Source organism: Dyella acidisoli (assembly GCF_030160295.1).
Lineage (GTDB): Bacteria > Pseudomonadota > Gammaproteobacteria > Xanthomonadales > Rhodanobacteraceae > Dyella_B > Dyella_B acidisoli.
Genome location: NZ_BSOB01000017.1, coordinates 394,792 through 415,645 on the forward strand (window position 1 = coordinate 394,792; position 20,854 = coordinate 415,645).

The 20,854-nt window shown below is 59.6% G+C and carries 15 protein-coding genes; 7 read left to right on the plus strand and 8 right to left on the minus strand.

The window, feature by feature from the left end; all coding sequences use genetic code 11:
- Positions 1-46 precede the first annotated feature (46 nt).
- The 5 genes from QQJ86_RS11010 to QQJ86_RS11030 all read left to right on the plus strand — a co-directional run bounded on the left by QQJ86_RS11010 (position 47) and on the right by QQJ86_RS11030 (position 6,879).
- Positions 47-802 (plus strand): response regulator transcription factor, encoded by a 756-nt coding sequence (locus QQJ86_RS11010; RefSeq protein WP_284320983.1) that lies wholly within the window; start codon positions 47-49, stop codon positions 800-802.
- 607 nt (positions 803-1,409) lie between these two features.
- On the plus strand, positions 1,410-2,342 hold the full coding sequence (locus QQJ86_RS11015; protein ID WP_284321012.1) for a S8 family serine peptidase: 933 nt from the start codon (positions 1,410-1,412) through the stop codon (positions 2,340-2,342).
- Between the two features lie 161 nt (positions 2,343-2,503).
- On the plus strand, positions 2,504-3,448 hold the full coding sequence (gene oxyR / locus QQJ86_RS11020; RefSeq protein WP_284320984.1) for a DNA-binding transcriptional regulator OxyR: 945 nt from the start codon (positions 2,504-2,506) through the stop codon (positions 3,446-3,448).
- 153 nt (positions 3,449-3,601) lie between these two features.
- The gene (gene prmC / locus QQJ86_RS11025) at positions 3,602-4,474 is read left to right on the plus strand and encodes a peptide chain release factor N(5)-glutamine methyltransferase (protein WP_284320985.1); all 873 of its coding nucleotides are present in this window, start codon (positions 3,602-3,604) and stop codon (positions 4,472-4,474) included.
- An 86-nt stretch (positions 4,475-4,560) separates the two neighbouring features.
- Positions 4,561-6,879, plus strand: a complete 2,319-nt coding sequence (locus tag QQJ86_RS11030; protein ID WP_284320986.1) for a TonB-dependent receptor — start codon at positions 4,561-4,563, stop codon at positions 6,877-6,879.
- Between the two features lie 123 nt (positions 6,880-7,002).
- Here QQJ86_RS11030 and QQJ86_RS11035 read toward each other — a convergent pair whose 3' ends face one another.
- From QQJ86_RS11035 to QQJ86_RS11045, 3 genes are all read right to left on the minus strand, one after another.
- A complete protein-coding gene (locus tag QQJ86_RS11035; protein ID WP_284320987.1) occupies positions 7,003-9,603 on the minus strand; it encodes an MMPL family transporter in 2,601 nt (866 codons plus the stop codon).
- Between the two features lie 221 nt (positions 9,604-9,824).
- Positions 9,825-11,636: a 1-deoxy-D-xylulose-5-phosphate synthase gene (dxs, locus tag QQJ86_RS11040; protein ID WP_284320988.1), complete on the minus strand. Its 1,812-nt coding sequence runs from the start codon at positions 11,634-11,636 to the stop codon at positions 9,825-9,827.
- A gap of 69 nt (positions 11,637-11,705) precedes the next feature.
- Positions 11,706-12,305 carry an HNH endonuclease gene (locus tag QQJ86_RS11045; protein ID WP_284320989.1) on the minus strand — a complete coding sequence of 200 codons (600 nt, stop codon included), beginning with the start codon at positions 12,303-12,305 and terminating at the stop codon, positions 11,706-11,708.
- 256 nt (positions 12,306-12,561) lie between these two features.
- On the opposite strand from QQJ86_RS11045, the gene QQJ86_RS11050 reads away from it, so the two are divergent.
- On the plus strand, positions 12,562-13,323 hold the full coding sequence (locus tag QQJ86_RS11050) for a SapC family protein (protein WP_284320990.1): 762 nt from the start codon (positions 12,562-12,564) through the stop codon (positions 13,321-13,323).
- A 127-nt stretch (positions 13,324-13,450) separates the two neighbouring features.
- Positions 13,451-13,798 (plus strand): GFA family protein, encoded by a 348-nt coding sequence (locus QQJ86_RS11055; protein WP_284321013.1) that lies wholly within the window; start codon positions 13,451-13,453, stop codon positions 13,796-13,798.
- 74 nt (positions 13,799-13,872) lie between these two features.
- On the opposite strand, the gene QQJ86_RS11060 is transcribed toward QQJ86_RS11055, so the two are convergent.
- From QQJ86_RS11060 to QQJ86_RS11080, 5 genes are all read right to left on the minus strand, one after another.
- On the minus strand, positions 13,873-14,325 hold the full coding sequence (locus QQJ86_RS11060; RefSeq protein WP_284320991.1) for a c-type cytochrome: 453 nt from the start codon (positions 14,323-14,325) through the stop codon (positions 13,873-13,875).
- Complete coding sequence (locus QQJ86_RS11065; RefSeq protein ID WP_284320992.1) at positions 14,322-15,929, minus strand: flavin monoamine oxidase family protein; 1,608 nt, start codon at positions 15,927-15,929, stop codon at positions 14,322-14,324. The genes QQJ86_RS11060 and QQJ86_RS11065 overlap by 4 nt, the downstream gene beginning before the upstream one ends.
- Before the next feature lie 145 nt (positions 15,930-16,074).
- Complete coding sequence (locus QQJ86_RS11070; protein ID WP_284320993.1) at positions 16,075-16,548, minus strand: GNAT family N-acetyltransferase; 474 nt, start codon at positions 16,546-16,548, stop codon at positions 16,075-16,077.
- Between the two features lie 264 nt (positions 16,549-16,812).
- The gene (locus tag QQJ86_RS11075) at positions 16,813-18,789 is read right to left on the minus strand and encodes a CocE/NonD family hydrolase (RefSeq protein WP_284320994.1); all 1,977 of its coding nucleotides are present in this window, start codon (positions 18,787-18,789) and stop codon (positions 16,813-16,815) included.
- Between the two features lie 269 nt (positions 18,790-19,058).
- Complete coding sequence (locus QQJ86_RS11080) at positions 19,059-20,834, minus strand: acyl-CoA dehydrogenase C-terminal domain-containing protein (protein WP_284320995.1); 1,776 nt, start codon at positions 20,832-20,834, stop codon at positions 19,059-19,061.
- Positions 20,835-20,854: the final 20 nt, after the last annotated feature.

The following is a 20,854-nucleotide window of genomic DNA, read 5'->3' on the forward strand; positions in this document are numbered from 1 at the left end:
ATGGGACGCCGCCTGCACCTAAGCTTGACTGCAGGAGGGACCATTGATGAGCACACCGATGAAGGGTCATCCGCCTTTGATCCCGCATGCACCCGCGCGCGCCATCCGCGTTGCAGTGCTGGAGGAGGACGAGGCATTCCGCTGCGACATTCTGCTACCGGCGCTTCACGATCACGGCTTCAGCGTGCATGGCATGGCTAGCGCGGCAGAGCTGTATCGGCACATGCTCTCGCAGCAGTTCGATATCGTGCTGCTCGACATCAGCCTTCCCGATGAGGATGGATTTACCGTCGCGCAACATCTGCGCGAAACATTGGACATCGGTATCGTCATCCTCAGCGATTGGGCGCATCGCGATCATCACATCCAGGCGCTGAAACGTGGGGCGGATTTCTATCTAGCCAAGCCGGTCGATGTCGACGTGCTAGTGGCTTCGCTGCACAGTCTTGCGCGCCGGCTTGCACTTCCCATGCTGCATGGCATCGCGGCAAATCCCCAGCCTTCTCCTTCGCGCTGGCGAATGGACGCTGGCGGCTGGCGTTTCGTCTCGCCTCATGGAAAAGTGGTTGCACTCACCTCTAGCGAGCGATGTGTGCTGACCATGCTGATTGCCGCAGGTGATCAACCAGTGTCGCGCGAAGCGCTCGCCGAAGCACTCAGCCAGAACGCCTACGACTCCGACCCGCATCGCCTGGAAATGATCATTTATCGCTTGCGGCGAAAAGCGCTTGCGCAGGCTGGGCAGGCGCTTTCGCTCATTACGGTGCGCGGCAAGGGTTACATGCTGCTTTGCGATTTGTAGAGCGCATCCAAAAATCGTCAAGTGCCCGCTGCGGATGGTTTTTCGTCAATCCAGCCTGCGAGGAACTCTGTACACCCTCACGGTCGTCATTCCCGCGAAAGCGGGAATCCATCTTCGCTTCTGGCCTCAGGGCAACATGGATTCCCGCTTTCGCGGGAATGACGGCCATACATAGATTGCGGTGTATGCGAACCTAACATTGACATGTGGATCTCGCGTTGAGATTTGCATGCGCACACCATGAACCCATGTGCTGTGATCGCGAGTGCAAGCAATACTGGCCTTCATGGCCCGTAAAAAATCACGTTGACGGCATGTCGCCCTAGAAGCGCAAGCATGTTCCAGCGCATCTTGTCAGATAAATCGCAAGCTTCCTCTCTCGATTTTCCACTCGCGTTGTCCGAGAGAGAGACGTCATCAACACCATTTCTTTCAAATCCAAGCGCAGCACCATTTGAGCGGCATGCACGCTCTTTCGTGCACAGCATGCACGGATGTGATCAAGCGTGAGATTGCGAACAATAAGGTGATATTCCGTGCATTTGTGTGCGTGACACACCTCCACGCGTGAACGGATGGCGTACCTGACAATACACACGTGGCACAGGTGATCAGCATGAGCTTGGGCGGTCAGGAAGCGTGTACCACCGACGCTCCGGAATACACCGCCATCAACGACGCGATCAGCCGCGGCACCACCGTTGTCGTAGCCGCAGGCAACAACTCGGCGGATGTATCCGGCTTTACGCCCGCCAGTTGTCCCGGCGTTATCGCGGTTGCGTCAAACGGCATCACTGGCAAGCGCGCTTTCTATTCCAACTACGGCAAGGGCGTGACCCTTTCGGCTCCGGGTGGCGGTATCTATGCCAACGACGCCTCATCGGGCAATGTGGTCAACAACGGTTTCGTTTGGTCCTCCATCAATGATGGCGCCACAACACCCGGCAATCCCACTTACGGCGGTATGGCCGGTACTTCGCAAGCGACACCGCACGTCAGTGGCACCGTGGCGATGATCATCGGCGCAACGAAGGCGGCTGGATTGGCGACGCCATCGCCGGCCGACATCGCGAATGTCTTGGTGAAATCGGCTCGTCCGTTCCCGGTGGCCGAGGATCACGTTATCGGCGCCGGCATCGTTGATGCCGCCGCTGCGGTCAATCTTGCCTTGAATGGCGACACCGGCAACCCGGGCGATGGCGGTAACGATCCAGGCGCCACACTGACCAAGGGCGTGATCCTCTCCGGCCAGACCATCGGCGCAGGTGCTGGGGTTCGCTACTCGATCACCGTGCCGGCCGGCGCCACGACGCTGAACATCCGCACCATCGGTGGCAGCGGTGGTGACGTATCGTTGTACGTCAAGGCTGGTAGCTCGCCGGTTGCCGATGGCAGCGATGCCGACTTCAGCTCGGTCAAGCCCGGCAACAACGAAGCCGTAGTCATCCAGAAACCGGAGGCAACCACGTATTACATCCTCGTGGTCGGTGGTGAGAGCGCCACCAGTAACCTTTCCGTATTGGCCGACTACAACCCGTAATTGCACCCGCTAGTTGCATGCAAGAAGAACCCCGGCCTGCAAACCGGGGTTCTTTTTTGATGGTTCCGTATCCCCTCATTGTCCATGGCGAAGCACCTTTTCATTGCTAATATCGATTATTACAGCAATACTTATAGATACCATCTATTATTGAGTTCGTCATGAACCTGCGCGATCTCCATTATCTGGTCTCCCTGGCCGAGCACCGGCACTTCGGGCGCGCCGCCGAAGCTTGCTTTGTCAGCCAGCCCACGCTTTCCACCCAAATCAAAAAGCTGGAAGACGAGTTGGGTGTCGCGCTCGTTGAACGCACGCCGCGTAAAGTGCTGCTCACGGATGTTGGTCGCGACATCGCCAACCGCGCGCGCGATGTGTTGAACGAAATCGAGCAGATCAAAGGCATCGCGCGGCGAACGGTGGATCCGGAATCGGGCACGGTGCGGTTGGGCATCTTCCCTACGTTAGGTCCTTACTTGCTGCCGCACGTTGTGCCGATGGTGAGTCAGCGGTTCCCGCGCCTGGAACTGCTGCTGGTCGAAGAAAAAACAGAAGTGGTACTGCATCGTTTGCGTGAAGGAAAGCTCGACGCAGGCATTCTCGCGTTGCCCATCCACGACGACAGCCTGCATGCGGAGTTCCTGTTCGAGGAACCCTTCCTGCTTGCCGTGCCGCAATCGCATCCACTGGCCAAGCGTCCACAGTTGAAACTCAACGATCTTTCCGATCAGAGCCTTTTGTTGCTGGAGGACGGCCATTGCCTGCGCGACCAGGCGCTGGAGGTATGTCATATGGCGGGCGCTGGCGAGAAAAATGGTTTCCGCGCCACCAGCTTGGAAACGCTGCGCCAAATGGTAGCCGCCAATGTCGGTATCACGCTGTTGCCCACGCTCGCAGTAAAACCACCGGTCGCTCAGGCACCGAATCTACAGCTGGTGGAATTCAGCGGACATCCGCCGAGCCGGCGCATTGCGATGGTATGGCGCAAGAGTTCGGCCATGGGCAGCTTCCTGAAACAGCTTGCGGAAGTCTTCAAGCATTTGCCGAGGGATCTGCTCGATCCGCATAGCGCGGCGGCTGCATCGGCGAAGCGACGGCGGATGGCTTGATATGCAGCTGCATCGCGCACCAGGATTGCACGCGATGTTCTTCTTTGCCTCGCCGTTATTTCCTAGGATGCGGAACAAGCTGCCCCCCCTGCAAGCAGGGGAGGGGGCGATTCTGGCATCGATGAAGATATTCACACGGCGGAGGCATTCGACTTGAATCGCCCTGCATCCAACATCCGCCGCGCACTCAGCGACGCAACACAACGACTCGGCGACCGCGTCGATGCGGAAGTGTTGCTTGCGTACGCTTTGGATAAACCTCGCAGCTGGTTGATCGCCCATGCCGACGATCTGCTTCCACTCGATTACGCGGCAGCCTATGCCTTGCTGATCGAACAGCGCGAAGCGGGGGAGCCAATTGCGTACATCACCGGGCGGCGCGGTTTCTGGTCGCTTGATCTGGAAGTGACACCCGCTACGCTCATTCCACGTCCCGAAACGGAGCTGCTGGTAGAGCTTGCATTGGAACGCCTGCCTACCGATCGTGCCTGCCGCGTGCTTGATCTAGGCACGGGTTCCGGCGCCATTGCCTTGGCCATTGCACGTGAACGTCCTGCTTCGAAGATCGTCGCGACCGATGCGAGCATCGACGCACTTGAAGTGGCGCAACGCAATGCACGGCGTCATCACATCGGCAACGTCAACTTTGTGCATGGCGAATGGTTTGCGCCATTGGGCGATAGCTGTTTCGACATCATTGTTTCCAATCCACCCTATATCGAAAGCGGCGATCCGCATTTGCAGCAGGGTGATTTGCGTTTCGAACCGATGAGTGCACTCGCATCGGGAACCGATGGACTCGATGACATTCGCCGCATTGTGCGTGATGCCGGACTTCACCTCGTTCCTGACGGATGGTTGTTGTTCGAGCACGGTTGGCATCAAGGTGATGCAGCGCGCATGCTGCTTCGCGACGCAGGTTTCGTGGAGCTTTCAACCGCACGTGATCTTGAGCAACGAGATCGCGTCAGCCTAGGACATTGGTTGGTCAGCAGCGGTTGCCATTCACCGCGAAGTTCGGCGTAGACTGCAGGCGTTACTAAAAGGGGCCCGGGTTCTGTCGGCGCATCCGGGCACGAAAACGAATAACGTTTTGCCCCGGATGCACTCTCATGAATAACCGTTGCATTGCCGCTCACCATTCGCTTGCGTCGCGGCCTTTGTCGTATGCGATTCATTCGCTTCTGATGATTTTGCTCGCGCCCGCTGCTATGGCGCAAACCAGCACCTTGCCTGCATCGTCCAGCACGACCGCACCACCACCTTCGAGCAGCAGCCAACAACAAGCAGTGACACTGAGCGAAGTGATGGTGACGGCAAACCGCCGCCGCGAGCCGCAACGCGAAGTACCCATGCACGTGGATACGGTGCAGGCAGCAACCTTGCAGCAACTGGGTGCGAAGAACCTCAACGACTACGTGTCGTATCAGCCTGGCGTGTTCTTTGCCAGCGCAGGTGGCGCGGGGGAGGGCGAGCTGGTGATGCGCGGCGTGTCGACCGGCAACCAGACCAGCCCGACGGTGTCGCTTTACATTGACGATGTGCCAGTGGGCGGCAGCACCGTGTATGCCGCTTCAGCCACGTTTCTATTTGACCCGGCGCTGCTTGATCTCGATCACATCGAATTCCTGTATGGACCGCAGGGCACGCTTTACGGTGCCGGTTCGATGGGTGGCTTGGTGAAATACGTAACGGTGAAGCCTGATCTCAGCGGTGTTTCGGGCGACGTGGGTGGCGACATCTCCAACACCAATCGCGGCGGCACGAGCTATTCCGAACACGCGTCGATCAGCTTTCCATTGGTCAAAGACAAAGCGGCATTGCGTATATCGGTGGTGGACCAGCACACCACCGGCGTGTATCGAGCAATAGGCGAAACGCCGGCGGGCGGTGCCGATCGCACGCATACCAAGGGTGCGCGTGTGCAATTGGAAGTCGACCCGATCGACAAGCTCACGTTGAACGTCACTGCCATGGCACAGAAGATCATGGCTGACGGCTTGTCGATGGGTGACTTCAATTTGCAGGGACAGCCCATTTCTGGCGGCCCCTACAATCGTGCACTCAATCATCGCGAGCCGTTCACTCAGACGCTGCAGCTGTATTCCTTCCACGCCGGGTATGACTTTAACTGGGCTACGTTGGACTGGATCAGCTCTTACCAGAATTTCGTCAATCACAGCGTGCAGGATTATCCCGATTCATTCCTCAATCTGTTGAACCAGGTTGGACCTTTGTTCGGTGTGAATCAGACGCTCAGCTCGCTGTATGTCGATTCGCAGTATTCCGTGCACAAGAGTTCGCAGGAGATTCGTTTCACTTCGCGTAAGAACGAAAACTTCGACTGGCTGTTCGGCTTGTGGCTCAATCGCGAGAACGTATGGGAGCAGTACACGCTACAAGGCGACAATGCGCCGCCGCCTGGCGTGACACCGTTGATCCACCAGTACGTCAATGCAAGCTTCAAAGAATATGCAGGCTATGGCGATGTCACCTGGCATGCCAACCCGACGCTGGATCTTACCGTTGGTGCGCGCGCGAGCGGCAACTCGCAGCATCTGTCGAACTTCGAAGACGGCCCCTTCGCGGGCAGCCCAGGCGGCTTCCGTGAGCATATGAATAGCCAGGACGTCACCAAGATGATCACGCTGACCTGGCGGCCTACCGACAAGGATAGCTTCTACATGCGCGCGTCCACCGGCTATCGGCCGGGAGGTTTGCAGGCGCCGTTGCAAAGCACGCTACTGGTGCCCAATCCCAATGCCACGAGCACGTTCGGTTCCGACGACCTGGATAGTTACGAACTTGGCTATAAGGGCAGCTATCTGGATCGTCATTTGAATGTGGGCATCGACGGCTACGACATCGAATGGCATCACATGCAGCTCTTCACCTATACGCTCGGCAACACCATCATCCAGAACGCGGGCGATGCGCGCATCAAGGGCATAGAGATCCAAGGAAGTTATTCGAACCATTCGTGGGAGTTCGGCGCATCGGGTGCCTATACCGATGCCTTTACCGACAACGGTGCACCGCAGCTCGGCATACAGCCCGATGCGCCGCTGCCGTATTCGGCCCGATGGGCGGGCACGGTGAGCGGCAAGTACAAATTCGTGGTGGCGGGAACGAATGCTTATGTCGGCGCAGTGGTGCGCGGTTCCAGTCACCGCAATGCGGGTTTCGACGGTGACGTCAGCGATCCGAACTTCAAGCTGCCCGGCTTCATGTTCCTCGATTTCAATATGGGTGTGAACCTGCGCGGCGGTGCGAACGTCGATCTCTACGTACGCAATGCGCTCAACCGGAGAGTGCCGATTGGCACGCTCAATGATGAAGCGGTGAATTTCTTAGCTTCGGTGGGTGGGCCGATGCTGGTGCAGATGTCGACGCCGCGCACGGTGGGTGTGGCGTTCAATGTGCTGTTTTAGCTAAAGAACTACATGCCTCAGAGCCGTCATTCCCGCGAAAGCGGGAATCCATCTTCGCCTTTACATCAAAGCAAATGGATTCCCGCTTTCGCGGGAATGACGGCCCTGTGGATTACGCGGGGCTCAATGGCCTGTGCCACTCACCTGCGCCGGCCGCTTGATCCCATACAACAACGCCGGCAGAAAGATAAACGTGGCCAACAGCACGGCCACCAGGCTCACCAGCAGCATACGGCCCATGCTGGCCATGCCAAGGTCGTGCGACAGCGCCAGCGAGCCGAACGCCGTGCCAGTGGTGAGCGCCGAGAACAACACCGCACGTGCCGAAGCGGAACTTACGAAACGCCGCATCCCTGCACGCCAGTTCATCACGAAGTACACGTTGAACGACACGCCCACACCCAGCAGTAGCGGCAGCGCGATGATGTTGGCGTAATTCACCGCCATGCCCAGCATGCGTGCGAGCAAGGCGGTGAGCAGCGCGGACATCGCCAGCGTGAGCAGCACGATGCCGGCATCTTTCAAGCGACGGATCACCAGCATCAGCACGACAGCAATCGCGATGATCGCCAGCGTCGCCGCCTGCTTGAAGGCCTGCATGATGGTGTCGGCCGATGCAATCGTCGTGACGGCAGGGCCGCCCGCATCAGGCGTGATGCGTTGCACGGCCTCCACGAATTTGCGCAAGCCGGCGGTGTCTTGCTCGTTGACGGTGGGCGATACCTGGATGCGGACCTGGCCATTCGGGCTGACCCAGTCGCGCTTGATCGATGGTGGTAGTGATTCGAGCGTGACGCCCTTCGCGTCCAAGGCGTCGCGCAGGCTTTCCAACTGCTTGGGAAGGAAGCGGCTAATCGCTTCGTTCATCATCATCAGCCGGTCATCCGGTGCTTTAGCGAGTTTCTGCAAAGCGGCTTCGATGCCATGCAGCGGCGAATCAGCCGTCATCTCAGGTTTCGCGTCATTGATGGCGTCCAGCGTATCGCTGATCGCCGAGCGTAAGGCTTGCGGTGTGACGGGCGGACCGGAAGGATCGACATCCAGCGACGGCAGCATCAACACTTGCGCTTGATTGAGTTGGTCGAGCGAAGCCTGTTGATCGGCGCGCACGAAGGTAGCGGCGGAAATCACGCTCGACACTTCCGGCAGCTTCGACAGTTTGTCCGACAAGGTACGCGCGGTGTCCAGATTGGGCACCATGATGTTGATGTTGAACGGATTGGTGACGGGGTTGTCAGCCAAACTGCGCAAGGTGCGCATCGGTTCGGAATTCGGATCCTGCGTGTTGAGCGGATTGGCATCGAACGGCATGCGCACACCGGCCACCAGACCGGCGACGCCGAGCAGCGCGAACACGATCAGCACCGGTTTGTAATGGCAATGCAGGAAGGAATCGAGCTTCGGCCCAAACGGCAGCGAGAGTTCTTTGCTCTGGCGCGCGGGCTTCATCAAGCTAAGCAAGGCGGGTAGCAAGGTAAGCGTGCAAACCAGTGCAATGCCCATGCCTACGCCCGCGATCGTGCCCAGCTCGGCCACGCCTACGAAGCTGGTTGGCGAGAACGCAAGAAAGCCGCAGGCGGTGGCGGCAGCAGCTACGGCAATCTGACTGCCGGATACGCGCGCACCTTCGGCCAACGCAACATTGATGTCATCGTGCAGCATGCGCTGCTCGCGCAGGCGCACCGCGAACTGGATGCCGAAATCCACCGCCAAGCCGACGAACAGCACCGCGAACGCCACCGAGATCACGTTCAACGTTCCAACCGCCAGTGCTGCGAAACCGGTAGTGAGCGCAAAACCGACTAGCAGCGTGAGCAGGATGGGAATGATGCGGCGGAACGAATGCATCGCCAGGTACAACCACAAGGCGAGCAGAAACAGGCTGACCAGCGTGCTGGCGACGATGCCCTTGGTGAGCGCGCCGAATTGCACATCAGCCAGCGCAACCGAGCCGGTGTAGTTGACGCGCACGCGGCCGGCTTTCACATCCGGCAAGTTCTTGGCTATCTGTTCCAGCTTTTGCGTGGCGGCCAAGCCGGGCTGCAGCGAACCGTCTTCCAGAACGGGGTGGGTGAGCACGAAGCGCACGTTTTCCGCCTGCTGCGTAACGTCCGAGCCGAGCATGCTCTGCCACGAAAGCGGGATGGAGTGGCCATCCGCCGCGTTATTCAATACCTGGGTCAGCTGGTCCAGCGCAGGTTTGTATGGCGAAAGATCGGCATGTTGGATGCGCACACCCGCGGCCATCAGCGATACGCCATTCAACAAGCCACGCGCCGACGGATCGGCCGCGAGTGGGCCAAGCAGAGGCTGCGCATTCATCAGGGAGCCGAGCATCTTGCTCAGATCGTTCGGATCGAGCAGCAGCAGGCCTTCGTGGCGGAAGAACGGATCGGCATCGGGCCGGCTCACATCGATAAAGTGCTTCTTGTCCTCATTCAGTGCCTTGGCCAATTGCTCGGCCGTCTCGTCGGATTCCTCCGGCGTCGCGCCACGGACAACCACCGCCAATACGTTGTTGAACTGCGGGAATTCGCGATCGAAGGCCATCGACTGCTGGCGCCACTGCAGTGTGCTGGCGAAGAGGTTGTCGGTATTGGTATCGACGCTCAGCTTATTTGCGGCAATCCAGACACCTACGCCAGCAAGGGCAAAGAAAAACAGCGCCACGAGCAGGGCGTAGCGGCGGCAAAACTGGGCAACTCGGACGATGAACTCAGTCACGGGCCTAACGGCTCCTCAAGTTCTTTGGAAAACGTTAAGGATAGTCCATAACGCGCAGTTCTCCCTTAGGCCGGGGTAACTACCTAACTTGGCTGAGGGTTGGGAGGGCATGGAACAACTCCCTCTCCCCTCCGGGGAGAGGGCTGGGGTGAGGGGACAATCTTGCTTAAATTTTTTTTCGGAACGTGGCTCTTATGAGGTTTCAGGCAAGCCGTGGCCCCTCACCCCAACCCTCTCCCCGGAGGGGAGAGGGGGTAAAGCGGTGCAACCGCTTGCGGAAAACGCGCCCGAATCGCCTTGCGAATGCCAGGCAAATCCAGGCCGGCTTCGCTCAGCACTTGCTCGCGGCTACCGTGCTCCAAATACGCATCGGGCAGCCCGAGGTGCAGGATCGGCAAGCTCACACCGTGTGCTGCCAGGCATTCGGCCACGCCTGAGCCCGCACCGCCGGCAATCACGTTGTCTTCGACGGTCACGAAGGCGTCGTGGCTTTTCGCCAGTTCCAACAGCAATGCTTCGTCCAGCGGTTTAACGAAGCGCATGTTCACGAGCGTAGCGTCAATCTCGGCCGCGATTTCCGTAGCCGGTGCAAGCATGGCGCCGAAGCTGAGGATGGCCAGCCGCCGACCGTGGCGACGCAATTCCGCCTTGCCGATCGGTAGCGTATCGAGCGTGTTGCGCACCGCCACGCCAGGGCCGCCGCCGCGCGGGTAGCGAATGGCTGCGGGGCCCTTGTGACGGAAGCCGGTGCTGAGCATGGCGCGGCATTCGTCTTCGTCCGCAGGCGCCATGATCAGCATGTTCGGTAGACAGCGCAGAAAGCTCAGATCAAAGCTGCCTGCGTGCGTGGGGCCATCCGGACCGACCACACCAGCTCGGTCGATGGCGAAGGTCACGTCGAGGTTTTGTAGCGCTACGTCGTGGATGGCTTGGTCATAGGCGCGCTGCAGAAAGGTGGAATAGATCGCCACCACCGGCTTGGCGCCTTCGCAGGCCATGCCGGCGGCCAGCGTGACGGCGTGCTGCTCGGCGATGGCCACGTCGATGTAGCGATCGGGATGTTCCTGCGAAAAACGCACCAGTCCCGAGCCTTCGCGCATAGCTGGCGTGATCCCGAACAGGCGCGTATCTGCGGCAGCCATGTCGCACAGCCAGTCGCTGAAAACGTCGCTGTAGGTGAGCTTGCCAGGAGTGGTTTTCTTCACCACGCCGGCTAGCGGATCGAACGGGCCTACGGCGTGGTATTCGATTTGCTCAAGCTCGGCGGGCGCGTAGCCCTTGCCCTTGGTGGTGATCACATGCAGCAACTGCGGGCCTTGCTGCTGCTTCAGCGCGCGCAGCACTTCCAGCAATTTCGGCACGTCGTGGCCATCGATGGGGCCGGTGTAGTGGAAGCCCAGTTCCTCGAACATCGTGCTCGGCACTGCCACGCTGTCGTCGCGTTTTTCCAGCCGCTTGGCAAGGCCGCCCACGTTTTCGCTGATCGACATGCCGTTGTCGTTAAGTACCACCAGCAGGTTTGCGCTGAGGTCGCCCGCATGATCGAGCGCTTCGAACGCCATACCCGCAGTCATCGCCCCATCGCCGATCACTGCCACGAACTTGCGTGCATCACCCTTGTGCTGGGCGGCGATCGCCATGCCCAGCGCAGCGGAAATCGACGTTGATGAGTGGCCTACACCGAAAGTGTCGTATGCGCTTTCCTCGCGACGCGGAAAAGGCGCCAAGCCACCTTTCTTCTTGATGGTAGTGATGCGATCGCGGCGGCCGGTAAGGATCTTGTGCGGATAGCACTGATGGCCCACGTCCCAGATCAGGCGATCGTGCGGCGTCTCGAACACATAGTGCAGCGCCACCGTCAGCTCCACCACGCCCAACCCCGCGCCGAAATGGCCGCCCGAGCTGGCTACGGCTTCGATCAGGTAGCGGCGCAGTTCGTCGGCGATGGCGGGGAGCTGATCGTCGGGAAAGCGGCGTAGGTCAGCGGGAGTCTCGATGGATGCGAGGTGGGGGTAGCGGGAGAGATCGATCATCGGCGTATTGTGCCCCTCTCGCCGCTTTTTCTCCCTCTCCCACTTGAGGAGAGGGGATTAGATCGCCTTCTAGGCCATCGCCTCGCGCCGATGCCTTGGCAGATGACTCACCAGAAATTCCATCTGGTCTGCCAGGATATTGCGGTTGGAAAGGATCAGATGCTCCACCCAACTCGGCCGATAAGGTACCGCCAGCAGCGGCATGTTGGCTTGCTGCGGGGTACGGTTGCCCTTCTTCAGATTGCAGGCCAGGCAGGCGCTGACCACGTTTTCCCATTCGTCGCGGCCGTGCTTGGAAATCGGCAGCACATGATCGCGGGTCAGCTCGCTGCGGGCGAAGCGCACGCCGCAGTACATGCACAGATAGCGGTCGCGGCTGAATAGTGCGACGTTGGTTAGCGCTGGTGCGGGGTCGATCGCATGGTCGTGGCAGTGGCCCCGGCTTGCGACGATGGGATGCAACTCGATGCGGCTTTGCATGCCCAAGTCGCGATTATGGCCGCCGTGCACGGTCAGGCAGGGGTCTCCGAGGGTCCAGGCTACGGCGTCCCGGACATAGAGGCATACCGCGTCCTGCCAACTGATCCAGTCCAGGATCCGGCCCGCGGCGTCCAGTGACAGTACCCGGGTCGAGTTCAAATCGGCCCGATGTGGCACTTCCATAAGCATGTGTATCGTCCTTCACTTTTGGCGAAAGAGCGTCTTCTCGATGCAATGGCGCTCGGTTTTTCCGCAGCATAGACCAAGTTGATTGCAAATCGCATGCAATACCCGGCGTCAAACCCCTACCCAGTGGGCATATCTGGCTAACTCGCCCCGGAAATCCGGCGCTGATATAGTGCTCATTCATCTGTAGACCCGACGCCGGGTTTGGGAGGGGGAGCCTGGGTGGCGACCCCGGCACGGCGGGGCAGAGGTAATAAACGTGGCCGAAGTACTTTTCTACGAGCGTCCGGTTCCGCTGAACCGCACCGCACACAAGGATCTGCGCATCAAGGGGCTGCAGAATCTCAAGTTCGCACACAACGTGCATTCCGTACCGCTGACCTGCACGGAATTCCCGGTCACCGCCCGTGACATCCCGATCCTGTTCGCCGGCCCGGACGAGACCAACGCTGGCCCGATGGCACTGCTTGGCCTGCGCCAGAACGAGAACCTGTTCGTCGACGCCGACGGCCAGTGGGCACAGAGCGTGTACATCCCGGCCTTCGTGCGCCGCTATCCGTTCGTGCTGGCCGAGAAGCCACCGGAAGTGGAAGGTGACGATTTCACCGTGTTCCTCGATGAAGCCTATGAAGGCTTCAACAACGCCGAAGGCGAGCGCCTGTTCAAGGAAGACGGCACCGAAACCGACGTGCTGAAGAATGCCGTGACCTTCCTCGGTGAATTCCAGCAGCACGTAGCGCGCACCAAGCAGTTCATGGAAGACCTGCGCAAGCACGACCTGCTCGAGCCGCGCAACATCCGCCTGGAGCGCAACGGCAACGTGATCAACCTCAATGGTCTGTACGTGATCAGCGAGGAAAAGCTGCGCAAGCTCGACGCCGCAACCACGCACCGCTTCCTCACCGATGGCACCCTGGGCTGGATCTACGCCCATCTGCTGTCGCTGATGAACATCGACCGCGTCGGCCAGCGCCTGGCGCTGCGTGAAGAAGCTGAAGGTGCCAACGCCACCAAGAACTGATTGTTCGAGGTAGCTTCCAGGCTCAAGATCCCCCGTTCGTCGAACGGGGGATTTTTTTATGTGCTGTCACTTGATGGCGCGCGTCGGCGTATCGTTTTCAAGACACGGTCAACAGCAAGGAGCTTTTATGAATTACCACGGCAGTTGTCACTGCGGGCGTATCGCGTTCGATGTGCAAGGCGAATTGACGCAAGCGATGGAGTGCAATTGTTCGCACTGCAGCCGAAAGGGTTTTCTGCTGTGGTTCGTACCGCGCGAGCAGTTCACGTTGCATACGCCTGAGTCGGACATGTCGGTTTATACCTTCAACAAACATGTCATCCAGCATCACTTCTGCCCGACGTGCGGATGCGCGCCGCTGTGCTTTGGTACGGGGCCCGATGGCAAGGCAATGGCTGCAGTGAATGTGCGCTGCCTGGAAAATGTGGATATTGCTAATTTGAAACGCGTGCAGTTTGACGGGCGCAGTCATTGATCGCATAGGTTGGAGCGCAAACCCCAACATCATCATGTTCGTATGGATGGCGATGTTGGGGGTTACACCCCGGCCTACGGTTGTTTCGCTGCCGCAGTTTGTGGATGCATAGCGGTAACTTCCGCAGCCGTAATGCTGTTGGTGTAGTGATTGCCGAAATGCGTGCGCACGTAATTGATCACATCGGCGATCTGCGCGTCGCTCAGCTTCGCATCCTCAAAGAAATTCTTGTGATCCGAGGGTTTCGACACGAACGAGGGCATGTCGTGCCGGCCGAATAGAATCACTGCGGCCATGTATTGCGGCGAGGCCAATTTCGAATTGCCCGTCAAAGCCGGATAGGTTCCCGCTCCGATAGCGCCCTTGGCATCGGGCATGTGGCAACCCTGGCAAATGGCGTGAAAGATCGCTTCACCGTTGGCATGGGTGAGCGATGCGTAGGTGTAGAACGCGTTGTCGGAGGTCTGCGCTGCGGCGAGCTTCGTGCAGGCAAGAAAGAGTATCGCGATTGCGGACAACCGTTTCATGCAACGCCTCCCGCTACGACGCGCTGATGGATGCGTGTGATCACATCCAACGCCGATGTTACTGCGCCTTCTTGCCACGCCGGCAGATACGAAGCATGTTCGCCGGCCAGCGCGATGCGCCCGTCAATCTGGCAAAGGTTTTCATAATGTTTGTCGCGCAGTTCATCGGTCCATGTCGCAAAGCAGCCCAGCGTGGACGGTGAGCGATGCCACGCCACGGCAACGCCGCTTTCGAATTCCTGCTTGTATTGCGGATGGATCTGACTGCCGTATTCCACGGCTTTGCGCACGCGTTCTTCAGGTGTTAACGCGGTGAACTGGTAAGCATCGAGGCCGTAGGCGTACCCGCCGAGCAGCACGCCCTTGCCCTTGCTGTTGAAGTCCGCGCTTGGGTAGCTGATGGTGCTGATCGGGAGATCGGTGGTGGTGATGCCGCCGTAGATGTCTTCGTCTTCTTCCCAGAAACGCCGCTTGAATTGCAGGCCGATTTTTACCGAAGCAGCGTAAGGCACGGCGCCGATCGCCTCGGTCATCGGTGCGCCGACGTTCATCGGAATCTGGCTCAGGATCGAAAGCGGAATCGTGCAGATGCACCAATCCGCATGCGCCGTTTGTGCGCGGCCTGGATGGCGTGTGTCCTCGTAGCTGACGGTTACGCCGTGATCGTCCTGGTGAATGGCGGTGACTTTGGCGTTGTAGCGGATCACTTCTTTCAGCCGTTTTCCGAAGGCTTCGCCGATACGCCCCATGCCGCCCACCGGCTGAAACAGCGTGGTTTGGAATTCGATCATTTCCCCGTCGGTGAGGCCCGACCACAGGCGTGAGGTGAGCACGTCGTGCAGTTGCAACGGCTGTGAATCCAGCGGTTTCGCGGTCAAACCACCGCCCGGCGATTTTGCGTAACCACGGCGGTTGCTGGTGGCGGGTCCAGCGGCATAGGCATAGTTCTTGTCGAGCGCACCCCATTGGCGCAACGAGTCGAGCAGCAGGGCTTGATCGTCTTTGCTCACTTGAGCATCGAGCTTGCTTTGCTGCGTTGCCTTCGCCAGCAGTTCGGCGATGTGCCCGCGGTAATCGGCGTTGATGGTGCGATAGCGCTGTGGCTTGCCGCCGAACGCATTGGCCCTATGCAGGTAGGCGTTGTAATTGACCTGCACGAACGGCTCGAGCGGTATGTCAAGCTTCTTGCAGTAATCGAGCAGGCCGCGATGGTGATAAGGGATACGCCATGGGCCGGGATTGATGTAGAGGCCGCGATCGAACTGGCAATGCTGCGTAAAGCCGCCGAGTTCGGTGTAGGTGTCGCCGCCGCGCAACGTCCAGTTACGGCCGCCGGCGCGCTGGTTGTATTCCAGCACCTGCACTTTGTAACCGGCTGCCCGCAGTTCGTACGCTGCCACCATGCCAGCCAGTCCCGCGCCGAGAATCAGCACGGAAGTGCCGCGCGGTGCACCTTGCAGTGCGGGCGTGCCCTGGTAAGGCGATGGGGCCGCAAAGCCCAGGCGATTCATGGCCGCGTACATCGCCGCGCCGCCTGCGCTGAGCCCGATCAGGCGCAGCAGATCGCGGCGCGTCATCGAAAGTCCGGCATCTTCCCCTTGCATGGTTTGCCCCATGATGTTCGAGCTGTCAGCACAGCGTATCTCGGACGCTGGGGACAGTGACATAAGGCATGCATCGATCCGCTGCTTTCGTGGGTTGGGGTTTGCACGCCAACCTACATAAGCTGCGGAAGGGATGGGTGGTGAATCAATGCACCGGCTTGGCCATCCGCAGTAGATCGAGATTGAATCCCGCCGCTTCGTACAGCGCCTTTGCACGTTCATTGCCGGGGAATACCGCCAGCGTCACTAGCTGGCACTGATGCTCCCGCGCCCACTCCATGGCATGTTCGATCAGCGCCTTGCCGACGCCCTGACCTTCGTGGCGCGGCACGACAGCAAGGTCGGAGATGTGGCAATTGGCCCGGCCGGTGAAGAAATCCTGCGTTTTCTGCAGATGGATGAATCCCACGCGATCGCCGTCGTCGTTCTCGGCGACGAAGACATAGCTGTTCGAAGGCTGGTCGTCCAGATGGCGACTGAGGTCCTTGCGGATACCTTCGATGCATTCGTGCCGCTTGCGCCAAGCGGGCAGGGAGAAATCCACGAAACGCGGAACCAGACCGAGGATAAAGTCATCGTCATCCTCGGCCAGACGAATCAGAAAATGGGTGTCGCTCATGCGCCGGCCGGTCGATAGGAACGCGTAGGCCGGTTCTACACCCAACGGGGTTGTGGGTGGAAGAGCCTGGTGGGCTGCGACTCACGAAATACAGTTCCCTCTCCCCTTTGGGGAGAGGGTTAGGGTGAGGGGACAATCTTGCGGAACAGCTTTGTGTGCTGAGGAAATGGGAAGCGCTGCGTTCGTGGCAGTTGTGCACATTTTGGCGAGGTTGGCCCCTCACCCCAGCCCTCTCCCCGGAGGGGAGAGGGAGTGGTGCTTTACTCAACCACCAATCACCGGCAGCGCGATGTAACTTGCCTGATCCCCCGAGTGATAAACCCGCTGCGTCGCCTTCTGATAATCCGCCGGCTTGGCGAAGAAGATGTTTGGCACGAAGGTCTGCGGGTTGCGGTCGTACAGTGGGAACCAGCTCGACTGCACCTGCACCATCACCCGATGGCCGGGCAGGAAGACGTGGTTCGCGGTCGGCAGGTCGAAGCGGTAGGCGAGTGGCTGATTGGCGGCCAGCGCTTTCGGGTTGTCATAGCCTTCGCGATAGCGGCCGCGGAAGATATCCATCGCAACGGCAAGTTGGTAGCCGCCCATCTCGGGCTGCTCGGCCACCTGATCGGGATACACGTCGATCAGCTTCACCACCCAGTCGCTATCCGTGCCGCTGGTCGAGGCGGTCAGATGCACCACTGGGGAGCCGCTGATGGTCAGCGGTTGGGTCAGCACATCGGACACATAGGTGACCACATCGGTGCGGCCGGATGCTTCGCGCTGATCGTCCACCAGCCACTGCGGCCAGGTGAGGCCGTTGTCGTAACCGATCGGCTGGATCGGACGCGCACGGAACGACACCGGATGCGCGGGATCGGAGATGTATTCATCGTAAGCATCGCCGCTGGTCGGTGCGCTGAAACCGAGTTTGTGATCGGCCTGGAGATACAGCGGGCGACTCTTTGTGCTGCAGTCTTCTTCGCAAGCAAGCGGCCAATGCTCAAGGCGTTCCCACCGGTTGCTGCCGGTCTGATACGCCGTCACCGGAGCAATGTCCGCCTTCGGGGCGCCGTCCTTCAGGTATTGCGCCAGGTACGGACGCAGGATGTGCTCGCGGAAATACTTGGCCGTGTCGCTGCCGAAGCGGATCGCGCCGAGCGAGCTGCCTTCGTCGATTTCCTGGCCGTGATGCCACGGGCCCATCACCAGCTTCACCATGTTGCCGCTCTTGTCCTTCGGCTTGATGGCGCGATACACGGCGATGTCGCCGTAGATGTCTTCCTGGTCCCACAAGCTGTGCACCAGCATCGTCGGCACCTTCAGTGGCTGTGCGCCGAGCACCTTATCCATGGCCTGATCGCTCCAGAACGAATCGTAGGCTGGGTGCGCAATCACTTTGTTCCAAAAGCCCAACTGCTCCATGCCATAGGCGTGACCCATGTCGCCGGCGGATACGTAGTGCATGAAGAGGTCGTATTCGTCGTGGAAACTGCTCCACCACTTGTACGTGTTATCGCGGCTGGCCGTCTGCTCATAGATGTAAGACATGTTCTGCTGACGGAACGCACCGTGGTGAAACCAGTCGTCACCCATCCAGCCGTCCACCATCGGATTCATCGGCACCGATACCTTCAAGGCCGGATGCGGATTCACCAGCGACATCAGCGGTTCGAAACCATCATAGGAAATGCCGATGGTGCCGACCTTGCCGTTCGACTCCGGCACGTTTTTCACCAGCCAGTCGATGGTGTCGTACGTGTCGGTGGCATCGTCCACCGGGGTAGGATTGAGCGAGCCGTGCACCGGGCGGTTCATTACGTAATCGCCTTCGGAACCGTATTTGCCGCGGATATCCTGGATCACGCGGATATAGCCGTCTTCCACGATCACATCGGTGGCGTTGTCGTAGCCTTGCAGCATCGGACCGAGATGGCCGCTCATCACGTGATGGGTAAGTTCTTTTGCATCGTAGGGCGTGCGTGTCATCACGATGCCGGCGCGGTGCGCACCTTTCGGAATAAGGATCACCGTGTTGAGCTTTACGCCATCGCGCATCGGGATCTTCACGTCGCGCTCGATGTAATCGAAGCTGTCGGCAACCGGTTTGAAATTGGCCGGCGTTTCGCTGGGATAGTCGGGGTATTGCGGTTTCGGCGTGTCATCCGTGGCGAGTGCGGCGCTGCTAAGGCTGAGCAGCAATGCGAGCAATGCGGGTTTGGCGCTGCGTAGCGCGACAGCGGTGCGGCTGGACTTCATGGTGACTCCCCGTTGGATAAGCCGGGGTAGCCTAGCGTTAATCGAGATGGGCGGGTACGTGTCGGTCGTCGCGCGACCCCTCATGGTCGTCATTCCCGCGCAAGCGGGAATCCATTTTGCTCTGATACAAAAGCGAAGATGGATTCCCGCTTGCGCGGGAATGACGACCATGAGGGGTGATGATTTTCACGGCAAGCCATGTGTACTTCGCGCCATCAAAATAAAAACGCCCGGAATACCCGGGCGTTTTGTGTATCGCTTACGTAGCTTTATGCAATCGCCGGAATCGTGCCGATCCCCGCCTCAATCGCCGCCTTGTGCACATGCGTACGCGGCAAAAGACGTGCGAAATAGAACGCCGCCGTATCCCGCTTCGCTTGCTTGAATGCCGGCTGCTGTGTGCTTTGCCCCAGCGCCGCCACTGCACGCGCCCAGAAATAGGCAAGGGTTATGTAACCGCTGTAATAGAGGTAATCGTTGGCAGCGGCGCCGAGTTCTTCGGGATTCGACTGGATGCGCTGCGCCAGCTTCAACGTCAGCTCGCCCCATTCCTTCGCCAAGGCACCCAACGGACCGATGTACGGCTTCAATGCTTCGTCCGCCGCATGCTGCTTGCAGAACGTGCCGATCTCGGCGAGGAAATGCTGCAGGCCCACGCCCTTCAACTGGAGGATCTTGCGGCCGAGCAGATCGGCGGCTTGGATGCCGGTGGTGCCTTCGTACAGCGTGATGATGCGTGCATCACGCACGAACTGTTCCACGCCATTTTCCACGATGAAGCCATGACCGCCGTACACCTGTAGCGCTTCCTTGGTGCATTCCTGCGCCAGTTCAGTCACCAGGCCCTTGGCAATGGGAATCAGAAAGGCGAGCAGCTCGCTGCCTTTTTGCTGCTGCGCTTCGTCTGCGCCGCGTGCTTCGACGTCGGTCTGCAACGCGGCATACAACAACAGCATGCGTGAGCCTTCCACGAAGGCGCGCTGGGTGAGCAGCATGCGGCGAACGTCCGGCTGCACCAGCAAATTGTCGGCCGGCTTGTCCGGGAATTTTGCGCCGGAGAGCGAACGCGATTGCAAACGTTCGCGTGCGTAATTGTCGCTGTTCTGCAGGGCGCGTTCAGCCAGGGCCAAGCCTTGCACGCCCACCGAAAGACGCGCGGCATTCATCATGGTGAACATCGCGGCCAGGCCTTTGTGCGGCTGCCCGATCAGATAGCCTTCGGCCTCGTCGAAATTCATCACGCAGGTGGCGGAGCCGCGTATGCCCATCTTGTGCTCGATGGCGCCGGCGTAGACGTTGTTGCGTTCACCCGGTGAACCGTCGGCCTTCACCTTGAACTTCGACACGATGAACATGGAGATGCCGCGGCTGCCGGCCGGTGCGTCGGGCAGGCGTGCCAGCACCAGGTGGATGATGTTCTCGGCCAGATCATGATCACCGGCGCTGATGAAGATCTTGGTGCCCGTGATCTTGTAGCTGCCGTTTTCGCCGGGCTCGGCGCGTGTCTTCAACAGGCCCAGATCCGAACCGGCCTGCGGTTCGGTAAGGCACATGGTGCCGGTCCATTGGCCGGCGACGATCGGCTTGAGATAGGTGTGCTTCTGTTCGTCCGTACCGTGCAGTTCCAGCGCGTGGCACGCGCCTTCTGACAACAGCGGATACAGACTCCACGACAGGTTGCCGGACTGGAACAGCTCGGTAGTGGCGATGCCCAGCACCGAAGGCAGCGCCTGACCGCCGAACTCTTCCGCCATGGTGAGACCGGCCCAGCCGCCTTCGGCGAATTGCTTGAAGGCTTCCTTGAATCCTTTGGGTGTGGTGACGGTGCGGGTGGCCTTGTCGAAATGACAGCCTTCCTCGTCGCCCGGGGCATTCGTGGGTGCCAGCACTTGCTCGCTCAGGCGGCCGGCTTCTTCCAACACTGCGTCGAGCAGGTCGCGGGTGTGGCCGTCACCTCCTTGCAGCTTGGTGAGTACGGCTTCTGCGCCGAGCACGTCGAAAAGTGCAAAGCGCTGGTCATCGAGCGGAGCCTTGTAGAGCGTCATGGCTAAATCCTTCGTGGTGC